Source organism: Mangrovibrevibacter kandeliae (assembly GCF_024519155.1).
In the GTDB taxonomy this organism is placed as follows: domain Bacteria; phylum Pseudomonadota; class Alphaproteobacteria; order Rhizobiales; family Rhizobiaceae; genus Mangrovibrevibacter; species Mangrovibrevibacter kandeliae.
Genome location: NZ_JANIFJ010000001.1, coordinates 623,308 through 637,148 on the forward strand (window position 1 = coordinate 623,308; position 13,841 = coordinate 637,148).

Here is a 13,841-nt window from a genome sequence, read left to right on the forward strand (position 1 = left end):
ATCGACCTCGCCACGCATGCCGGAAAGAGGGCCGCTCCAGTGCGTCAGACACCGCACAGTTGATCGCTCCAGTGAGCGAGATGAACGCAGGATGGTGAAGATATGAACGACCGTTACCCCGCCATCCGGCAAGATACGGATGGCGGGGGATCGAGCCGGACGTTGAAAATGACACCGACACGTCGGACATGGGTCGCGACGTCGAAGGATCGACCTTGCGTCAGGCACCGTACCCTTGGAGTCTTTTGAGGCGCATCCGTCCTCTTCCTCAAAGCAGCCTTGGATACCCTCCCCCAAGTTGACTTTGCGGAAGGGCAGGCCACGTGCGGTTGATCGCGTGCAGATGGCATCGGGCGCACGCGGCAGCGAGCCTCATGTTCGCGCCCCTGATAGAAGGGGCAGACGATGCTCGACATCACCAAGTCCACCTCCAGGAACCTGCTCCTGCGGCATCTCGGCAAGGAGGATCTCGCCGCCGTCGCCGCGCATCTCGAACGTCTGACCTTCGACCGCGGCGACAAGGTCGTCTTGTCCGGCGAACCCATCGAGAGCGTGGTGTTTCCCGAGAGCGGCATCTTCTCGGTCGTTTTGACCGCCTCCGATCAGCGCCAGACGGAGGTGGGAATCTTCGGGCGCGAGGGGATGAGCGACGGTTCGATCATCGCCGGCATCGACCGCGTGCCGCACCACAGTTTCGTGCAGGTTCCGGGCTCTGCCTTGCGCATATCCGCTCGCGTCCTGGCCGAAGTCGCCGACGAGCGACCGGCGCTGCGCGTGCTGATCGGCCGCTGGCTCTACATGATGTCGATCCAGACGGCGCAGACGGCACTTGCCAACGGCAACTACAACATCGAGGAGCGCCTCGCGCGCTGGATCCTGATGTGTCAGGACCGTCTCGGCACCGACGAGATCGCCCTCACGCACGATTTCCTGGGAGTCATGCTGTCGGTGCGCCGCTCCAGCGTTACACTGGCCACGCACATGCTCGAGGGCTCAGGGCTGATCCGCGCGTCGCGCGGCCTGATCAAGATCCTCGACCGCGAGGCGCTGCTCGGCATCGCCGACGGCTGCTATGGTCTGGCCGAAAGCGAGTACGAGCGGATCATCGGCCCGTTTCGCGACGCGGCCTGACGAGGGGGGCACCGCCGGGTGCCGCCCCTCGTGCGCCCGTCAGAGCAGCTTCTCCAGCCGGATCGGCAGCTTGCGGATGCGCTGGCCCGTGGCGTGGAACACGGCGTTGGCGACCGCCGCGTTCATGCCGACGATGCCGACCTCCCCGATGCCTTTGATGCCGAGCGGGTTCACGATGGTGTCCGTCTCCGGCACCATGATGATCTCGATCGACGGGATGTCGGCATTGACCGGCACCAGGTACTCGCCGAGATCGTGGTTGACGTAGCGGGCACTGCGCCGGTCGATCTCGGTCGCCTCGTGCAGCGCCGACGAGACGCCCCAGATCGCGCCGCCGAGATACTGGCTGCGCGCGGCCATCGGGTTGATGATCGTGCCGGCCGCGAATGCCGAAACGATGCGCGGCACGCGGATCTCGCGAGTGTGGCGGTTGACCCGGATCTCGACCAGGTGGGCACCGAAGGCGGCGGTCGTCGCGTCCTGTCGTCCGTGACCCGGCAGCATCACCGCCTGGCCCTGGCGCAGCGCATCCATCACCTCGGGCGGCAGGCCCTCCGGCACGTAGTCGGCCTCCACCGTCAGAGTGCCGCCGACGCGTTCGATCGATTGGACGAGGGGCTCGGTGAGGTTGCCGGGGCCGACGAGATTGCCGCCTTCCAGGCGCAGCACCGCCGCATCCTTGCCGCCGAACGGGCTCGCCATGTCGGCGACGGCGGCCTCGGCAAGCCGCCGGCGGACGGACTCGCAGCCGATCGCCGAAACGTTCGAGATCGTCGCGGCGTTGTTCGAGCCGCCCGCGAGCGCCACCGGCGGCAGGGTGCTGTCCCCCATGTGCACGGTGACGTCGGCCACTTCGAGGCCAAGCTGCCTCGCCACCGTGATGGCGACGACCGTGTAGGCGCCGGTGCCCAACTCGTGGCCGGCAAGTTCGGCGATGACGGTGCCGGCCTTCGACAGCGTCAGCCGGATCGAGGCGGGGCCGACATTGGCCGGATAGGTGGCGGTGGCGCAGCCGTAGCCGACCAGCCAGTCGCCGTCGCTCATCGAGCGCGGCTCGGGGTTGCGCTCTGACCAGCCGAAGCGTTCGGCCGCCTGGTCGTAGCACTGCATCAGCGAGCGCGACGAGTAGGGATGACCATGCGCCGGATCGACCTGCGTGTCATTGATACGCCGCAGCTCGATCGGGTCCATCTTGAGGGCGAACGCGAGCTCGTCCATCGCGCTCTCGAGCGCGAACATGTAGGGCACCTCGGGCGGGGCGCGCATGAAGCCCGGCGTGTTGCGGTCGGCATGGACGACGTTGACGGCCGTCTGGATGTTGTCGCAGGCGTACATCGTCGCCGTGGCCCCGACGCCCGCGACATTGTAGCCGGAGGGCCGCGAGGTCAGCTCCCAGCCCTCGTGGCGCAGCCCGGTCAGCCGGCCGTCGCGCGTGGCGCCGAGCTTGATCGTCTGGCGCGTCTCGGCCCGGTAGGTCTCGGTGGTGAAACCCTGCTGGCGACTCGTGACGAGCTTCACGGGCCGCCCGAGGCGCTTGGCCGCGAGTGCGATCCAGCCGGTGCGCGCGCTCGGCCCCTTCGAGCCGAAGCCGCCGCCGATGAAGCGCGAGACGTAGCGCACGTTCCCCTGCGCCATCTCGAACTGCTCCGCCAGCGCGGCGCGCGAGCCGTAGATGTACTGCGACGGCTCGTAGACGGTGAGGGTGTCGCCCTCCCAGAAGCAGGTGGTCGTGAACAGCTCGATCGCGTTGTGGTGCTGGGTTGGCGTCTCGTACTCGGCCTCGACCCTCACCGGTGCCGCGGCGAAGGCCGCGTCAAAGTCGCCCTTCTGCGGCAAGGGCCCGAACATCGGCGTCGCCGGCTCTTCGTGCGCACCGGGCGAGCCGAAGCCGGCGCTCGGCTCCTGCGTCTCGTAATGCACCACCACGCGCGCCGCCGCGTCGCGCGCGGCCTCGAATGTCTCGGCGATCACCACGGCGACCGTCTGGCCCTGATGCCAGACCCGGGTACCCTCGAGGGTCGTCGTGTTGGCGCTCATGCCGAAGCCGCGATTCGGCTTGATGTCCCGGCCGACGTTCTCATGCGTCAGGATATCGAGGACGCCCGGAACCGCCGTGGCGGCGGCGAGATCGAAGCTGGTGATCTCGGCGCGCGCCACGGTGCTCGTCACGAGATAGGCATAGGCCGGATTCTCGACCGGCTCGTCAGACGGGAAGCAGGCGACACCCGTGACCTTGGCCGCGCCGTCGACACGCACCGTCGGTTTCGCCATCGCGTTCAGCATATCGTCAGGCATGAGAGCCTCCGCGTTTTGCTCGCGTTCGTGCGAGCATGTCCGAGCAGCGAGATTGCTCCCGCGGGGAGATTGTCCAGAACCGGTCGCGACATTCGGCCGGGAAGATGTGTCGCAGCAACGCTTTCGGGCGAGCGATGCGAGTGTCCTGCGCCGCGCGGCCTCAGGCGGCCGAACTCGCCGTTTGCCGGGCCGCCCGGACGTCCGTCACGGGCGGGCGACCGAAGAGCCGGCCATATTCGCGCGTAAACTGCGTCACGCTCTGGTAGCCGACCGCAAAGGCGGCGGAAGTCGCCGTGGCGCCCTCCGCGACCATGAGCCGACGTGCCTCGATCAGCCGCAGCTGCTTCTGGAACTGAAGGGGCGAGAGCGAGGTGACGGCCCGGAAATGCTCGTAGAAGGAGGACGGGCTCATGCCTGCCACCGCAGCGAGCCGCTCGACGGGCAGGGGCCGGGAGAATTCGGCCCGCAGGACCGCGACGGCCCGCGCGAGGCGCTCAACTTGCCCGTCCGGCCAGCCGAGCCGGCGGATCGCCGCACCGTGCCGGCCGGCGAGCAGCCAGTAGTGCATCTCCCGCAGGAGGTCGCGAGCGAGCACGGGCACGGCGGCGGGCCGGTCCAGCAGCTGCATCAGGCGCAGCGCCGTTCCGGCGACGTCCGCCTCGGTCGGCTCGACGTGCACCGGCTTGAGATCCGGGGCGGCGGCGACCTCGATCTCGACCGCGAGCTCGGCGATGAGCGCCGGATCGAGTTCGAGCACCAGCGAAAGGTAGGGGGCGCCGACGCTCGCTTCGGTGATCTGGCTGATCGTCGGAACGTCGGCGGCTATCATCAGCGAGTCACCCGCACTGAAGGCGAAGACGTCACCGCCCATCGTCACACGCTTGCTGCCCTGGACGACCAGACACACCAGCGGGCGCGAGATCGCGAAGACGAGGTCGCTCGCGGCGGAGGCCCGGACCGTGAAGAGGCCTCGGACGGGCGTGTGGCCGATCCCGTCGGCATCCGCATGGGCGTCGGCGTGGCGGCGGACGGCGTCGAGCAGCGTGATCATGCGCCCATTCTAGTGCATTCGGCCGGCCGGCGCACAGGAGTTCGTAGGATTGGGCAAGAACCTGCGAGCATCCGGCAAGATCGGCCGGCGTCGAGGGGCGATATCGGAGCGGTCCTTACACAGGAGCCCGTCATGGCCACCATCTCACTCGTCACCGGCGCCAGCCGCGGCCTCGGCCGCAACGCCGCAATCGCCATCGCCCGCAACGGGGGCGACGTCGTCATCACCTATCACAGCCGCCGCGAGGAGGCGGAGGCCGTCGTCGCCGAGATCGCCGCGCTCGGCCGCAGGGCCGTCGCGCTCCAGCTCGAGGCCGGCGCCGTGGCGGGCTTCGCCGCCTTTGCGGACGCGCTGCGCACCGTCCTGCGCGCGACCTGGCAGCGCGAAACCTTCGACCATCTGGTCAACAATGCCGGCCATGGCGACTACGCCCTCATCGCGGACACGACCGAGGCGCAGTTCGACCGGCTGGTGGACGTCCACTTCAAGGGCATCTTCTTCCTCACGCAGGCCTTGCTGCCGCTTCTCGCCGACGGCGGGCGCATCGTGAACCTCTCCTCCGGACTCACCCGCGTCTCGGCGCCCGGTTGGAGCGCCTATTCGGCGGTCAAGGGCGCGGTCGAGGTCCTGACGCTGTACATGGCCAAGGAACTCGGCGGCCGCGGCATCGCCGTCAACACGGTGGCGCCCGGCGCGATCGAGACCGACTTCTTCGGCGGCGCGGTGCGCGACACGCCGGAGTTCAACAGGTTCTTCGCCGACATCACCGCGCTCGGGCGCGTCGGCGTCCCCGACGATGTCGGCCCGATGATCGCCAGCCTGCTGTCGCCGGACAATCGCTGGGTCAACGCTCAGCGGATCGAGGTCTCCGGCGGTCAGGGCATCTGAGCGGCGGAGCGCGCCGTTCGCCGTTCACAGCTCCAGCGGCAGGACGAAGGGCGTGCCGGAAAAGGCGATCTCGCCGCGCCCGATCGACTCGATGGCCCTGACCATGCGGCCGTCGCGGCCGAGCTTGGCGTCGGCGATCTCGACCATCAGCGAGTTCGGCGTCGCCGAGGGGGAGCGTCGGCGCAGCTCCTCGGCAAGCGCCTGCTCGTCGAGGTCCGGATTGATCGCGCAGGCGAGGATGTAGGCGGCGGCCGTCGAGCGGCTGATCCCCGCAAAGCAGTGGACCGCGAGCGGCTTCGCGCGGTCCCAGCGTCGGCCGAACTCCAGCAGCTGGTCGATGTGCTCGACGCCCGGCAGGATCATGCCGTCCATCGGTTCGATGATGTCGTTCATGCCGATGAAGAGATGGCGGTCGGCGGCGATGGAGATCGGCCTGTCGACGACCGTGTCGGCGTTGATCAGCGTGACGACGTCGAGGGCGCCGTGGGAGGAGACGGCGACGGGAAGGTCGGCAAGCGAGGAGACGACGAGATAGGACATGACGGTCAGTCGATCCGTGACAGAGGGAGGGGGGCGCACGCATGCGGCGCACGAGCGAGCCGGTCGAGAGCGTCGAACCGCGCGAGATACGCCGCGCCCACGTCCCGGGCCGGGCGGGGCGCGAAGAGCTCTGCGGCGAGGCTCATCGTCGGCGTGCCGAAGAACTTCGCCGCCTCGGCCTCGTCGAAGCCGGCAAGCAGCGTCGCCTCGTAGTAGGCCGACAGCCGGTCGGCCGTCTTGATGCACTTTGCGACCTTCGGCGGGAGGTCGCGCGGCAGGCCGAACCTCAGATGAACCGCCGCCTGCAACCGCGCCTCCACCGCCTTGTAGTCGCCACCCATGACACTCTTGAAGGGCGAGATCATGTCCCCGATGACGTATTCGGGCGCATCGTGGAGGAGCGCGGCGAGCCGCCAGCGCGGGTCCTCGTCCTGCGCCGCGACGATCTCCTCGACGATCAGCGAATGTTGCGCGACGGAAAAGGCGTGGTCGCCGTGCGTCTGGCCGTTCCAGCGCGCGACGCGGGCGAGGCCGTGGGCGATGTCGCCGATCTCGACGTCGAGCGGCGAGGGCTCCAGAAGGTCGAGCCGCCGGCCCGAAAGCATGCGCTGCCAGGCCCGCGGCGTCTTGCCCTTCACGCCTCGCCCTCGGCCGGTGAAGACCCCGCCTGCGGCAAGGTGTAGCCGGCCCAGGGCGGGATGGTCGCCACCACCGGAACGCCATCGGCTGCGAGCACCGCGTCTGCGGCAAGCGCCTCGGCCAGCCGGTCGAGCCGCACCAGGGCCATCCCTTCGCTGCCGGCTGCGGCGATGATCGTGCCGATCGTCTTGCCACCCGCGCTGATCTCGACGCCCCGGGTGATGTGGCCCTCGGCCTCGATCAGCATCAGGCGTCGGCGCGCGGTGCCGCGATGCTGCATGCGCGAGACGACCTCCTGGCCGACGAAGCAGCCCTTCCTGAACGAGACGCCGCCGTTCTGGTCGAGGAGCACGTCGTGCGGAAAGACATCGGATGCCGGAAAATCGGCTTCGGCCTCGGCGATGCCGGCCCGGATGCGATGCGCGGCGAAGGCCGCGGGCGCCGCCTCGGCCATCCCCTCCGGCGGAGCGCCATAGAGGCGGGCGGTGCTTCGTTCGGCAAAGCGCGTGTCGACAAGGGCCTCCGCCGGCAGCTCTGAGCCACCCCACAGCGCGACGACCGGCGCATCGACCGCCGCGATCTCCACCTTGGCGCGAAGCTTGTAGAGCGTCAGCCGCTTGGCAAGGTCGGACCGCGCGCCGGCGGCGACGTCGAGCCGGAAACCGTCGGCGATGCGGCTGGCGAGAAAGTCGAAGAGGATCTTGCCTTGCGGAGTCAGAAGCGCCGCCGGCCGCGCTTCGTCCGCGCCCAGTCCGTCGAGATCGGCGGTCACGAGGTTCTGCAGGAAATCCGCGGCGGCAGGACCGGTGACGGTCAGCACCGCCCGGTCGGGAAGGCGAGCGAAGGGCATGGCGACTCGGCTTGCATCGGCAGAGCCGGTTACGTAAGCCCGGGACCTGTATGGGGCAAGCGGGGGGCGAACGATGCCGACCTATGATCGCGTCTTCAAGGGCGGCACGGTGGTCAACCAGGACGGCGAGGGCATCCGTGACGTCGGTGTCTGCGGCGGACGCATCGCCCATATCGGCTCGATCGCACCGCAGGATGCCGGCGAGGTGATCGACTGCACCGGCCTGCACCTCCTGCCGGGCGTCATCGACAGCCAGGTGCACTTCCGCGAGCCTGGTCCGACCCACAAGGAGGATCTGGAGACGGGGTCGCGCGCAGCCGTGCTCGGCGGGGTGACGACGGTCTTCGAGATGCCGAACACCGATCCCTTGACGACCAGCGAGGCGGCGCTCGCCGACAAGGTTTCCCGCGGCCGTCACAGGATGCATTGCGACTTCGCCTTCTGGGTCGGCGGCACGCGCGAGAACGCGGCCGACGTCGCCGAACTCGAGCGGCTTCCGGGCGCGGCCGGCATCAAGGTCTTCATGGGCTCCTCCACCGGCAGCCTCCTCGTCGAGGACGACGCGGGCGTGACCGAGATCCTCAAGCGCACGCGCCGGCGCGCGGCCTTCCACTCCGAGGACGAGTTCCGCCTGCGCGAGCGGCTCGGCGAGCGCGTGGCCGACGATCCCTCTTCGCATCCGGTCTGGCGCGACGAAACGGCGGCGATGCAGTGCACGGAGCGGCTGGTGCGGATCGCCGAGGCGACCGGCGCGCGCATCCACGTCCTCCACATCTCCACCGCCGAGGAAATCCTGTTCCTCGCGCAGCACAAGGCGAACGCCACCTGCGAGGCGACGCCGCACCACCTGACGCTGACCGCCGACGATTATGACCGGCTCGGCACGCTGATCCAGATGAACCCGCCGGTGCGCCACCCGCGCCACCGCGACGGCGTCTGGCACGGCATTTCGCAGGGCATCGTCGACGTCCTCGGCTCGGACCACGCGCCGCACACGCTGGAGGAGAAGAGCAAGCCCTATCCGCAGTCGCCGTCCGGCATGACGGGCGTGCAGACGCTGGTGCCGATCATGCTCGACCACGTCGCCAACGGCCGGCTGTCGCTCGCCCGTTTCGTCGATCTCACTTCAGCCGGCCCGCAGCGGATCTTCGGCCTGTCCGGAAAGGGCCGCATCGCCGTCGGCTACGACGCCGACCTAACCGTCGTCGATCTCAAGCGGCAGGAGACGATCCGCAACGACTGGATCGGCTCGCGTTCGCAGTGGACCCCCTATGACGGCAAGGTCGTCACCGGCTGGCCGGTCGGCACCGTCGTGCGCGGGCGACGGGTGATGTGGGAGGGCGACCTGATCGAGACGTCCGGCGGCGAGCCGGCGCGGTTCATCGAGGCGCTCCCGGCGGCCTCAAGCTAGAGTCGCGTGGGCGACCGGTGGCCGGTGGCCGCACATGCGGAAAGGGTGAAGAGATGAGTGAAGCGGATCCCGTCGTCAGCCTGGGCGCTCTCGACCTCGAACACTGGACGCGCGGCGCGCTCTATGCAGCCGGGCAGGCGCCCCTCGGCCAGCGCCTCGGACTGACCGACCTCGGGGCGCGCTATTGCGAGGTCCCGCCCGGCAAGTCGGCCTGTCCCTTTCACAACCACCATGTCGAGGACGAGCTCTTCGTCATCCTCGAAGGCGAGGGGACCTATCGCTTCGGCAGCGCGCGCCATGCGGTGAAGGCGGGCGACGTGCTCGGCGCCCCGGCCGGCGACCAGCGCACCGCCCACCACCTGATCAACACAGGAACGGGCGTTTTGCGCTATCTCGCGATTTCGTCGGTCGGCCGCACCGACATCTGCGAATACCCTGACTCCGGCAAGATCCTGGTGTCCTCCCAGCCCCGCCCGACGATGCCGGACGGGTTCGACCTGATGCAGCAGGAGGGCGCGAACGTTCCCTACTGGACGGGCGAGGCGGGCGCCGACGAGGACGGACCCGACAAGGACTGAACGCAGGACTCCAGTGGAAGCCCGATGGCAGCGCGAGGCGGCCCCGTTCAGTCGCCGGCGACGAAGAACTGCAGCTTGCCGTCGGGGCTGATCCCGACGCGGTAGAAGTTGTAGGCGCCGAAGCCCTTCATGTCCTGCCAGTCGCCCGCGGTGACGAGCTCGAACAGCTCGACCAGCTGCGGCTTCGTCAGCGCGTTGATGTCGACCCGGGTGAAGTAGGGCCAGACATAGATGTCCGAGTCGGTGCCGGCGTCGTCGTGGACATAGCCGGCCTGCAGCGTCTCCAGGAGGATGGACAGGATCTCGACGCCGTCGCCGTCACCCGATGCGTTCTTCAGGAAGGCGATGGGATCGCCATCGAGCCCGGCGAGCGACAGCACCGTCCCGTCCTCGCCCGTCTCGATATACGGCCGCAGCTTCTCGATGTCGCCGGACCTGGCGATGTCGATCAGCCGCTGGCGTAGGTCGCGCACGGGCTGCGGCAGACCGGCCTCGCCGTAGAGGATTTCGGGCGGCGCCGCCTCGCTGACCTCCGGGTCGGCGTCGGGCGCGACGTTCATGCCGCCCTCGTCGCCCGCGTCCCCGGAACCGTCCTGCACGTCCGCAGGCGCCGTCGCATCCGGAAGCGGGGTCACGCCCGGCACGGCAGGGGTCGTTTCGCCGGCGGCCGGACCATGCGGGGGTGTCGCGCCACCGTCGGCCGGCGCGGCACGCTCCCCGGCGGCTGGAGCGGCCACATCCGGCGCGGCTTGTGCGGCCGGTGCCTGGATCGGCGGCAGCGGCACCGAGATGATGCCCTCGCGCGTGGTGCTCTCGCCGGTTTCGGATTCGATCTGGGAGAAGGCCATGGCCGGCCCGGCGCACAGCAAGAAGGTGACAAGGGCGAGCGGCAAGTGCCGCGTCAGGACGCCATGCTGCGTCGACATCCAATCACTCCGGATGCGCCGGCAGGTCGTGCCGGGGCTTGCGCCTGCGTTTCTCTTGGAAGACGGACCGTCCTACTGGAGCGTCTGGTCGGAGCGGAATTCGCCATGCTCGATGCGCTGGCGCAGCTCGGCCAGCAGGTCGAGCGCCTCGTCTTCGCCATGCAGCCGGACGAGCTCGGACAGCGCCGTCGAGATAGCGGTCTCAGCCAGAATCTCGGCCTCGATGCCGTCGGAGATGCCGTCGGCCCACGCCTCGTTGTGGTACGAGACGGCAACCTGCTTCTTCTCGGCGAGGATCATGTCGTCCAGGCCCGCGGTGTGCAGATCAATCATCCATATCCCCCAATCTTACAGAACGGCGTAACGTAAAGTTTTCCTTATCATCGATGCGGCCCGCACTGTGGGGCGGTCTCGCACGAGCGTTAACGCCAGATTAATTCCCGTACCTTGCGCTGATCTCCCTCGACAGCGTCGCGCCCTCCGCGAGATACCTGTCGACCGCCAGCCGCGCCGCTGGCGTGCATTGCTGATAGGTGGATTCGAACGCCCTGTAGCCGCCATTGAAGCTTGCCACCAGCCGGCGTCGATCCGCCTCGTTCGGCGCCTGGGCGTCGATGAGCTCCGACATCTTGTTGCGCCAGATCTGCGCGTTCGGGTCGCCGCAGAGCGTGCGCAGGAAGTGCACCGAACCGAGAATCGAAGCGAGCCGGTCGAGCGGCTTGAGAAAGGACGCGCCGGAGGGCGATATGGCCGCCTCCTGCGCCTCGGCGGATGGCTGCGCGCCTTCCTCGGCCGCGAGTGCGGGTGCGCCGGACGTGAGCACCAGCATCCCGGCCAGCAAGGCACGGACGGGGCGGGAGCGGAATGCACGACGTGCCGACATGGAAATGGTCTCGGCCCTCGTTAGGGGATTTGCAAGGTCTCGCTCGCTGCGCTGCACGCTATCAGGCGTACTGCGCCTTTCCGGCAACACTTTGATGATCCGCGGCAACAGTCGTCGCGGAATGCCGCAACTTGCCACGCGCCGCCACCACGATTGGCACGAGCCCAGGCGTCAGTCTGCCGGCGGCCTCCAGCTCCGCGAGAGCCTCCGGCGAGGCCAGCCGAAGGCTGCGCGCGTCGTCGCCGGCCGAAGGCGCCGAGCCCGCCGGGAGCTCGCCGACATGCACGGCGATAACGACATGCGTGCCGGCTTTCGCATCGACGATCTCATGCAGCTGCAGGAAGGCCAGCGCCTGCGGCACGACGCCGGTCTCCTCGCGCAGCTCGCGCCGGGCGGCCGCCTCCAGGGTCTCGCCGAACTCGACCCGCCCGCCGGGAAGGCTGAAACACCCCTCGAAGGGCGGCTTGCCGCGCTCTGCCAGGAGGACGTCGTCGCCCTGGAAGATGCAGATGGACACGCCGAGCGTGGGGCAGGGAACGGTCATGCCGCAAAGCTGGTGCAGCGCGGCATGACCGCAAGGCGTCCGCTTGACAGCGCCGTGCGCCTCGGGTGGAAACGCAAGGATGTGCGGACGCTTCGCCCTGACCGCCTCGCCGGACGAGATCGCCGAGATCCTCGCGCTGCTCGAGCTCGACGGGTTTCCGCCGCGCTACAACATCGCGCCGACCCAGCCGATCCTGATCGTCAAGGCGGGCGAGCGCGCGGGCAACCGTTCGGGCCGCGTCGCCGCCTTGGTCCGCTGGGGGCTGGTGCCGTCCTGGGTGAAGGATCTCAAGGCGTTTCCGCTCCTGTTCAACGCCCGGGCCGACAGCGTCGCCGACAAGGCGGCGTTCCGCGCGGCGATGAAGTATCGCCGCTGCCTGGTGCCGGCGAGTGGCTTCTACGAGTGGCGGCGGGTGGGCAAGGCCAAGCCGAAGCCCTTCTACCTCAAGCCGCGCGACGCTCGGCCCTTTGCCTTTGCGGGGCTCTGGGAAAGCTGGCAGTCGCCGGAGGGCAGCGAGCTCGACTCGGCCGCAATCGTGACGACCGACGCCAACGCCACGCTTGCGCCGATCCACAGCCGGATGCCGGTGGTGATCCAGCCGGAGAGCTACGAGCGCTGGCTCGACACCCGCGCCTATCCTGCGGCCGACGTCCTCGACCTGCTCGTGCCGGCGAACGACACCTTCTTCGAGGCGATTCCCGTCTCCGACAAGGTCAACAAGGTCGCCAACATGGGGCCGGACCTGCAGACGCCGCTGAATCCGGATGAAGCGCCACTCGAACCATTGGCCGCAGCGCCCGACGCCGCGTCGGACGTGGCGCCGGCACAGCGCGAACTGTTCTGAACCCAGAGGAAGGATGAGCTCTTGAACACCGAACTTTTGAAGCGTCTGTGCGAGACACCCGGGGTGCCCGGTCGCGAGCGGCGCGTGCGCGACCTGATCACTGCGGAGGCGAAGGATCTTTTCGACGAGATCCGCACCGACACGCTCGGCTCGCTGATCTGCACCCGCAGGGGCAAGGGCGACAAGCCGCTGAAGCTGATGCTCCTGTGTCACATGGACGAGATCGGCTTCCTCGTCAGCCACGTCACCGACGCAGGCTTCATCAACATCGATCCGGTCGGCGGCTTCGACCCGCGCAACCTGTTCTCGCGCCGGGTGCTCGTCTGCACCGAGAACGGCGACTTCAAGGGCGTGATGAACGCCGAGGGCAAGCCGATCCACATCCAGTCGGCCGAGGATCGCAAGAAGATGCCGGAGCCGAACGAGTTCTTCGTCGACATCGGGTTCGGCGCCAAGACCAAGGAGATGGTGCAGGTCGGCGACTATGTCGTCATGAACGAGCCCTTCGAGGAGATGGGCGAGAAGATCGTCTCCAAGGCGCTCGACAACCGCATCGCCTGCTGGCTCGGGCTCGAGGCCGTGCGCAAGCTGGTGGAGGAGGGGCTGACCCACGACTGCGAGCTGACCGTCGCCTTCACCGCGCAGGAGGAGGTCGGGCTGCGCGGCGCCAAAACGGCCGCCTACGGCATCCAGCCGGACATCGGCATCGGCGTCGACACGACGCTCGCCTGCGACACGCCGGGGGTGCCCGACAAGGATCGCACGACGCTGCAGGGCAAGGGCTTCGGCCTGCACATGAAGGACGGATCCTTCATCGCCGACATCGACCTCGTGCGTGAGATCGAGGCGTTGGCGAAGGAGAAGTCGATCCCCCACCAGCGGACGATCCTTGCCCGCGGCGGCCAGGACGGCGCGGCGGTGCAGCAGGCGGCGGCCGGCGCCCGGGCGGTCGGCATCGTCGTCGGCACCCGCTACATCCACACAGTCGCCGAGATGATCGACAAGCGCGATCTGGAAGCGGCGCGCGAGATCCTGACGGCCATCATCGCCGCGCACTGACGCCGGACGACCACCGCACCGCGACGGCGAACGAGCTGACGGCTCGTTCGCCGTTCTGGCGGCTTGCTGCTTCTACACGAGAGGAGGACTTCCATGCCCCAATCCCCCGCACTTCGCTTCGCCGCCGTCGGCGTCGCCCTGGTGGCCCTCGCCGGCTGCGTTGCCGAGGGGCCGCGCCCGATTGCGCCGAACCAGGCTGGAC

At 68.8% G+C, this 13,841-nt stretch carries 15 protein-coding genes; 6 read left to right on the forward strand and 9 right to left on the reverse strand.

Annotated elements, in window-relative coordinates:
* Window positions 1-405 precede the first annotated feature (405 nt).
* Window positions 406-1,131 carry a Crp/Fnr family transcriptional regulator gene (locus NPA30_RS02960; protein ID WP_256800843.1) on the forward strand — a complete coding sequence of 242 codons (726 nt, stop codon included), beginning with the start codon at window positions 406-408 and terminating at the stop codon, window positions 1,129-1,131.
* A 39-nt stretch (window positions 1,132-1,170) separates the two neighbouring features.
* Here the strand turns inward: NPA30_RS02960 and NPA30_RS02965 are convergent, their stop codons facing one another.
* Entirely contained in the window at window positions 1,171-3,426 is a 2,256-nt protein-coding gene (locus NPA30_RS02965) for a xanthine dehydrogenase family protein molybdopterin-binding subunit (RefSeq protein ID WP_256800844.1), read from the reverse strand.
* 160 nt (window positions 3,427-3,586) lie between these two features.
* On the reverse strand, window positions 3,587-4,477 hold the full coding sequence (locus NPA30_RS02970) for an AraC family transcriptional regulator (RefSeq protein WP_256800845.1): 891 nt from the start codon (window positions 4,475-4,477) through the stop codon (window positions 3,587-3,589).
* A gap of 132 nt (window positions 4,478-4,609) precedes the next feature.
* On the opposite strand from NPA30_RS02970, the gene NPA30_RS02975 reads away from it, so the two are divergent.
* Window positions 4,610-5,365, forward strand: a complete 756-nt coding sequence (locus NPA30_RS02975; RefSeq protein WP_256800846.1) for an SDR family oxidoreductase — start codon at window positions 4,610-4,612, stop codon at window positions 5,363-5,365.
* A gap of 24 nt (window positions 5,366-5,389) precedes the next feature.
* Here the strand turns inward: NPA30_RS02975 and NPA30_RS02980 are convergent, their stop codons facing one another.
* The 3 genes from NPA30_RS02980 to ygfZ are packed head-to-tail and all read right to left on the reverse strand — an operon-like array spanning window position 5,390 to window position 7,394.
* On the reverse strand, window positions 5,390-5,905 hold the full coding sequence (locus NPA30_RS02980) for a tyrosine phosphatase family protein (protein ID WP_256800847.1): 516 nt from the start codon (window positions 5,903-5,905) through the stop codon (window positions 5,390-5,392).
* A 5-nt stretch (window positions 5,906-5,910) separates the two neighbouring features.
* Window positions 5,911-6,510, reverse strand: a complete 600-nt coding sequence (locus NPA30_RS02985; RefSeq protein ID WP_256801548.1) for a YfbR-like 5'-deoxynucleotidase — start codon at window positions 6,508-6,510, stop codon at window positions 5,911-5,913.
* 29 nt (window positions 6,511-6,539) lie between these two features.
* Window positions 6,540-7,394 (reverse strand): CAF17-like 4Fe-4S cluster assembly/insertion protein YgfZ, encoded by an 855-nt coding sequence (gene ygfZ / locus NPA30_RS02990; RefSeq protein WP_256800848.1) that lies wholly within the window; start codon window positions 7,392-7,394, stop codon window positions 6,540-6,542.
* A gap of 73 nt (window positions 7,395-7,467) precedes the next feature.
* Between ygfZ and NPA30_RS02995 the strand changes: the two genes are divergently transcribed.
* Entirely contained in the window at window positions 7,468-8,805 is a 1,338-nt protein-coding gene (locus NPA30_RS02995) for a dihydroorotase (RefSeq protein WP_256800849.1), read from the forward strand.
* Between the two features lie 53 nt (window positions 8,806-8,858).
* The gene (locus tag NPA30_RS03000) at window positions 8,859-9,383 is read left to right on the forward strand and encodes a cupin domain-containing protein (protein ID WP_256800850.1); all 525 of its coding nucleotides are present in this window, start codon (window positions 8,859-8,861) and stop codon (window positions 9,381-9,383) included.
* Between the two features lie 47 nt (window positions 9,384-9,430).
* Here the strand turns inward: NPA30_RS03000 and NPA30_RS03005 are convergent, their stop codons facing one another.
* The 4 genes from NPA30_RS03005 to NPA30_RS03020 all read right to left on the reverse strand — a co-directional run bounded on the left by NPA30_RS03005 (window position 9,431) and on the right by NPA30_RS03020 (window position 11,736).
* Window positions 9,431-10,309 carry a hypothetical protein gene (locus tag NPA30_RS03005; RefSeq protein WP_256800851.1) on the reverse strand — a complete coding sequence of 293 codons (879 nt, stop codon included), beginning with the start codon at window positions 10,307-10,309 and terminating at the stop codon, window positions 9,431-9,433.
* A 72-nt stretch (window positions 10,310-10,381) separates the two neighbouring features.
* The gene (locus tag NPA30_RS03010) at window positions 10,382-10,642 is read right to left on the reverse strand and encodes a hypothetical protein (RefSeq protein ID WP_256800852.1); all 261 of its coding nucleotides are present in this window, start codon (window positions 10,640-10,642) and stop codon (window positions 10,382-10,384) included.
* A 100-nt stretch (window positions 10,643-10,742) separates the two neighbouring features.
* The gene (locus NPA30_RS03015; RefSeq protein ID WP_256800853.1) at window positions 10,743-11,300 is read right to left on the reverse strand and encodes a TIGR02301 family protein; all 558 of its coding nucleotides are present in this window, start codon (window positions 11,298-11,300) and stop codon (window positions 10,743-10,745) included.
* Entirely contained in the window at window positions 11,254-11,736 is a 483-nt protein-coding gene (locus NPA30_RS03020; protein WP_256800854.1) for an NUDIX hydrolase, read from the reverse strand. The genes NPA30_RS03015 and NPA30_RS03020 overlap by 47 nt, the downstream gene beginning before the upstream one ends.
* A gap of 79 nt (window positions 11,737-11,815) precedes the next feature.
* Between NPA30_RS03020 and NPA30_RS03025 the strand changes: the two genes are divergently transcribed.
* Window positions 11,816-12,580 carry an SOS response-associated peptidase gene (locus NPA30_RS03025; RefSeq protein ID WP_256800855.1) on the forward strand — a complete coding sequence of 255 codons (765 nt, stop codon included), beginning with the start codon at window positions 11,816-11,818 and terminating at the stop codon, window positions 12,578-12,580.
* A gap of 21 nt (window positions 12,581-12,601) precedes the next feature.
* On the forward strand, window positions 12,602-13,639 hold the full coding sequence (locus NPA30_RS03030; protein WP_256800856.1) for a M42 family metallopeptidase: 1,038 nt from the start codon (window positions 12,602-12,604) through the stop codon (window positions 13,637-13,639).
* Window positions 13,640-13,841 lie beyond the last annotated feature (202 nt).

What these genes read in the sequence shown, in the direction of transcription:
- NPA30_RS02975 (WP_256800846.1), top strand. Translation starts at nt 4,610, where the DNA reads ATGGCCACCATCTCACTCGTCACCGGCGCCAGCCGCGGCCTCGGCCGC.
- NPA30_RS03010 (WP_256800852.1), bottom strand. Translation starts at nt 10,642, where the DNA reads ATGATTGATCTGCACACCGCGGGCCTGGACGACATGATCCTCGCCGAG.
- NPA30_RS03000 (WP_256800850.1), top strand. Translation starts at nt 8,859, where the DNA reads ATGAGTGAAGCGGATCCCGTCGTCAGCCTGGGCGCTCTCGACCTCGAA.
- NPA30_RS02970 (WP_256800845.1), bottom strand. Translation starts at nt 4,477, where the DNA reads ATGATCACGCTGCTCGACGCCGTCCGCCGCCACGCCGACGCCCATGCG.
- NPA30_RS02985 (WP_256801548.1), bottom strand. Translation starts at nt 6,510, where the DNA reads ATGCTTTCGGGCCGGCGGCTCGACCTTCTGGAGCCCTCGCCGCTCGAC.
- NPA30_RS02960 (WP_256800843.1), top strand. Translation starts at nt 406, where the DNA reads ATGCTCGACATCACCAAGTCCACCTCCAGGAACCTGCTCCTGCGGCAT.
- NPA30_RS03025 (WP_256800855.1), top strand. Translation starts at nt 11,816, where the DNA reads ATGTGCGGACGCTTCGCCCTGACCGCCTCGCCGGACGAGATCGCCGAG.
- NPA30_RS03020 (WP_256800854.1), bottom strand. Translation starts at nt 11,736, where the DNA reads ATGACCGTTCCCTGCCCCACGCTCGGCGTGTCCATCTGCATCTTCCAG.
- NPA30_RS03005 (WP_256800851.1), bottom strand. Translation starts at nt 10,309, where the DNA reads ATGTCGACGCAGCATGGCGTCCTGACGCGGCACTTGCCGCTCGCCCTT.
- NPA30_RS02980 (WP_256800847.1), bottom strand. Translation starts at nt 5,905, where the DNA reads ATGTCCTATCTCGTCGTCTCCTCGCTTGCCGACCTTCCCGTCGCCGTC.
- NPA30_RS02965 (WP_256800844.1), bottom strand. Translation starts at nt 3,426, where the DNA reads ATGCCTGACGATATGCTGAACGCGATGGCGAAACCGACGGTGCGTGTC.
- NPA30_RS02995 (WP_256800849.1), top strand. Translation starts at nt 7,468, where the DNA reads ATGCCGACCTATGATCGCGTCTTCAAGGGCGGCACGGTGGTCAACCAG.
- ygfZ (WP_256800848.1), bottom strand. Translation starts at nt 7,394, where the DNA reads ATGCCCTTCGCTCGCCTTCCCGACCGGGCGGTGCTGACCGTCACCGGT.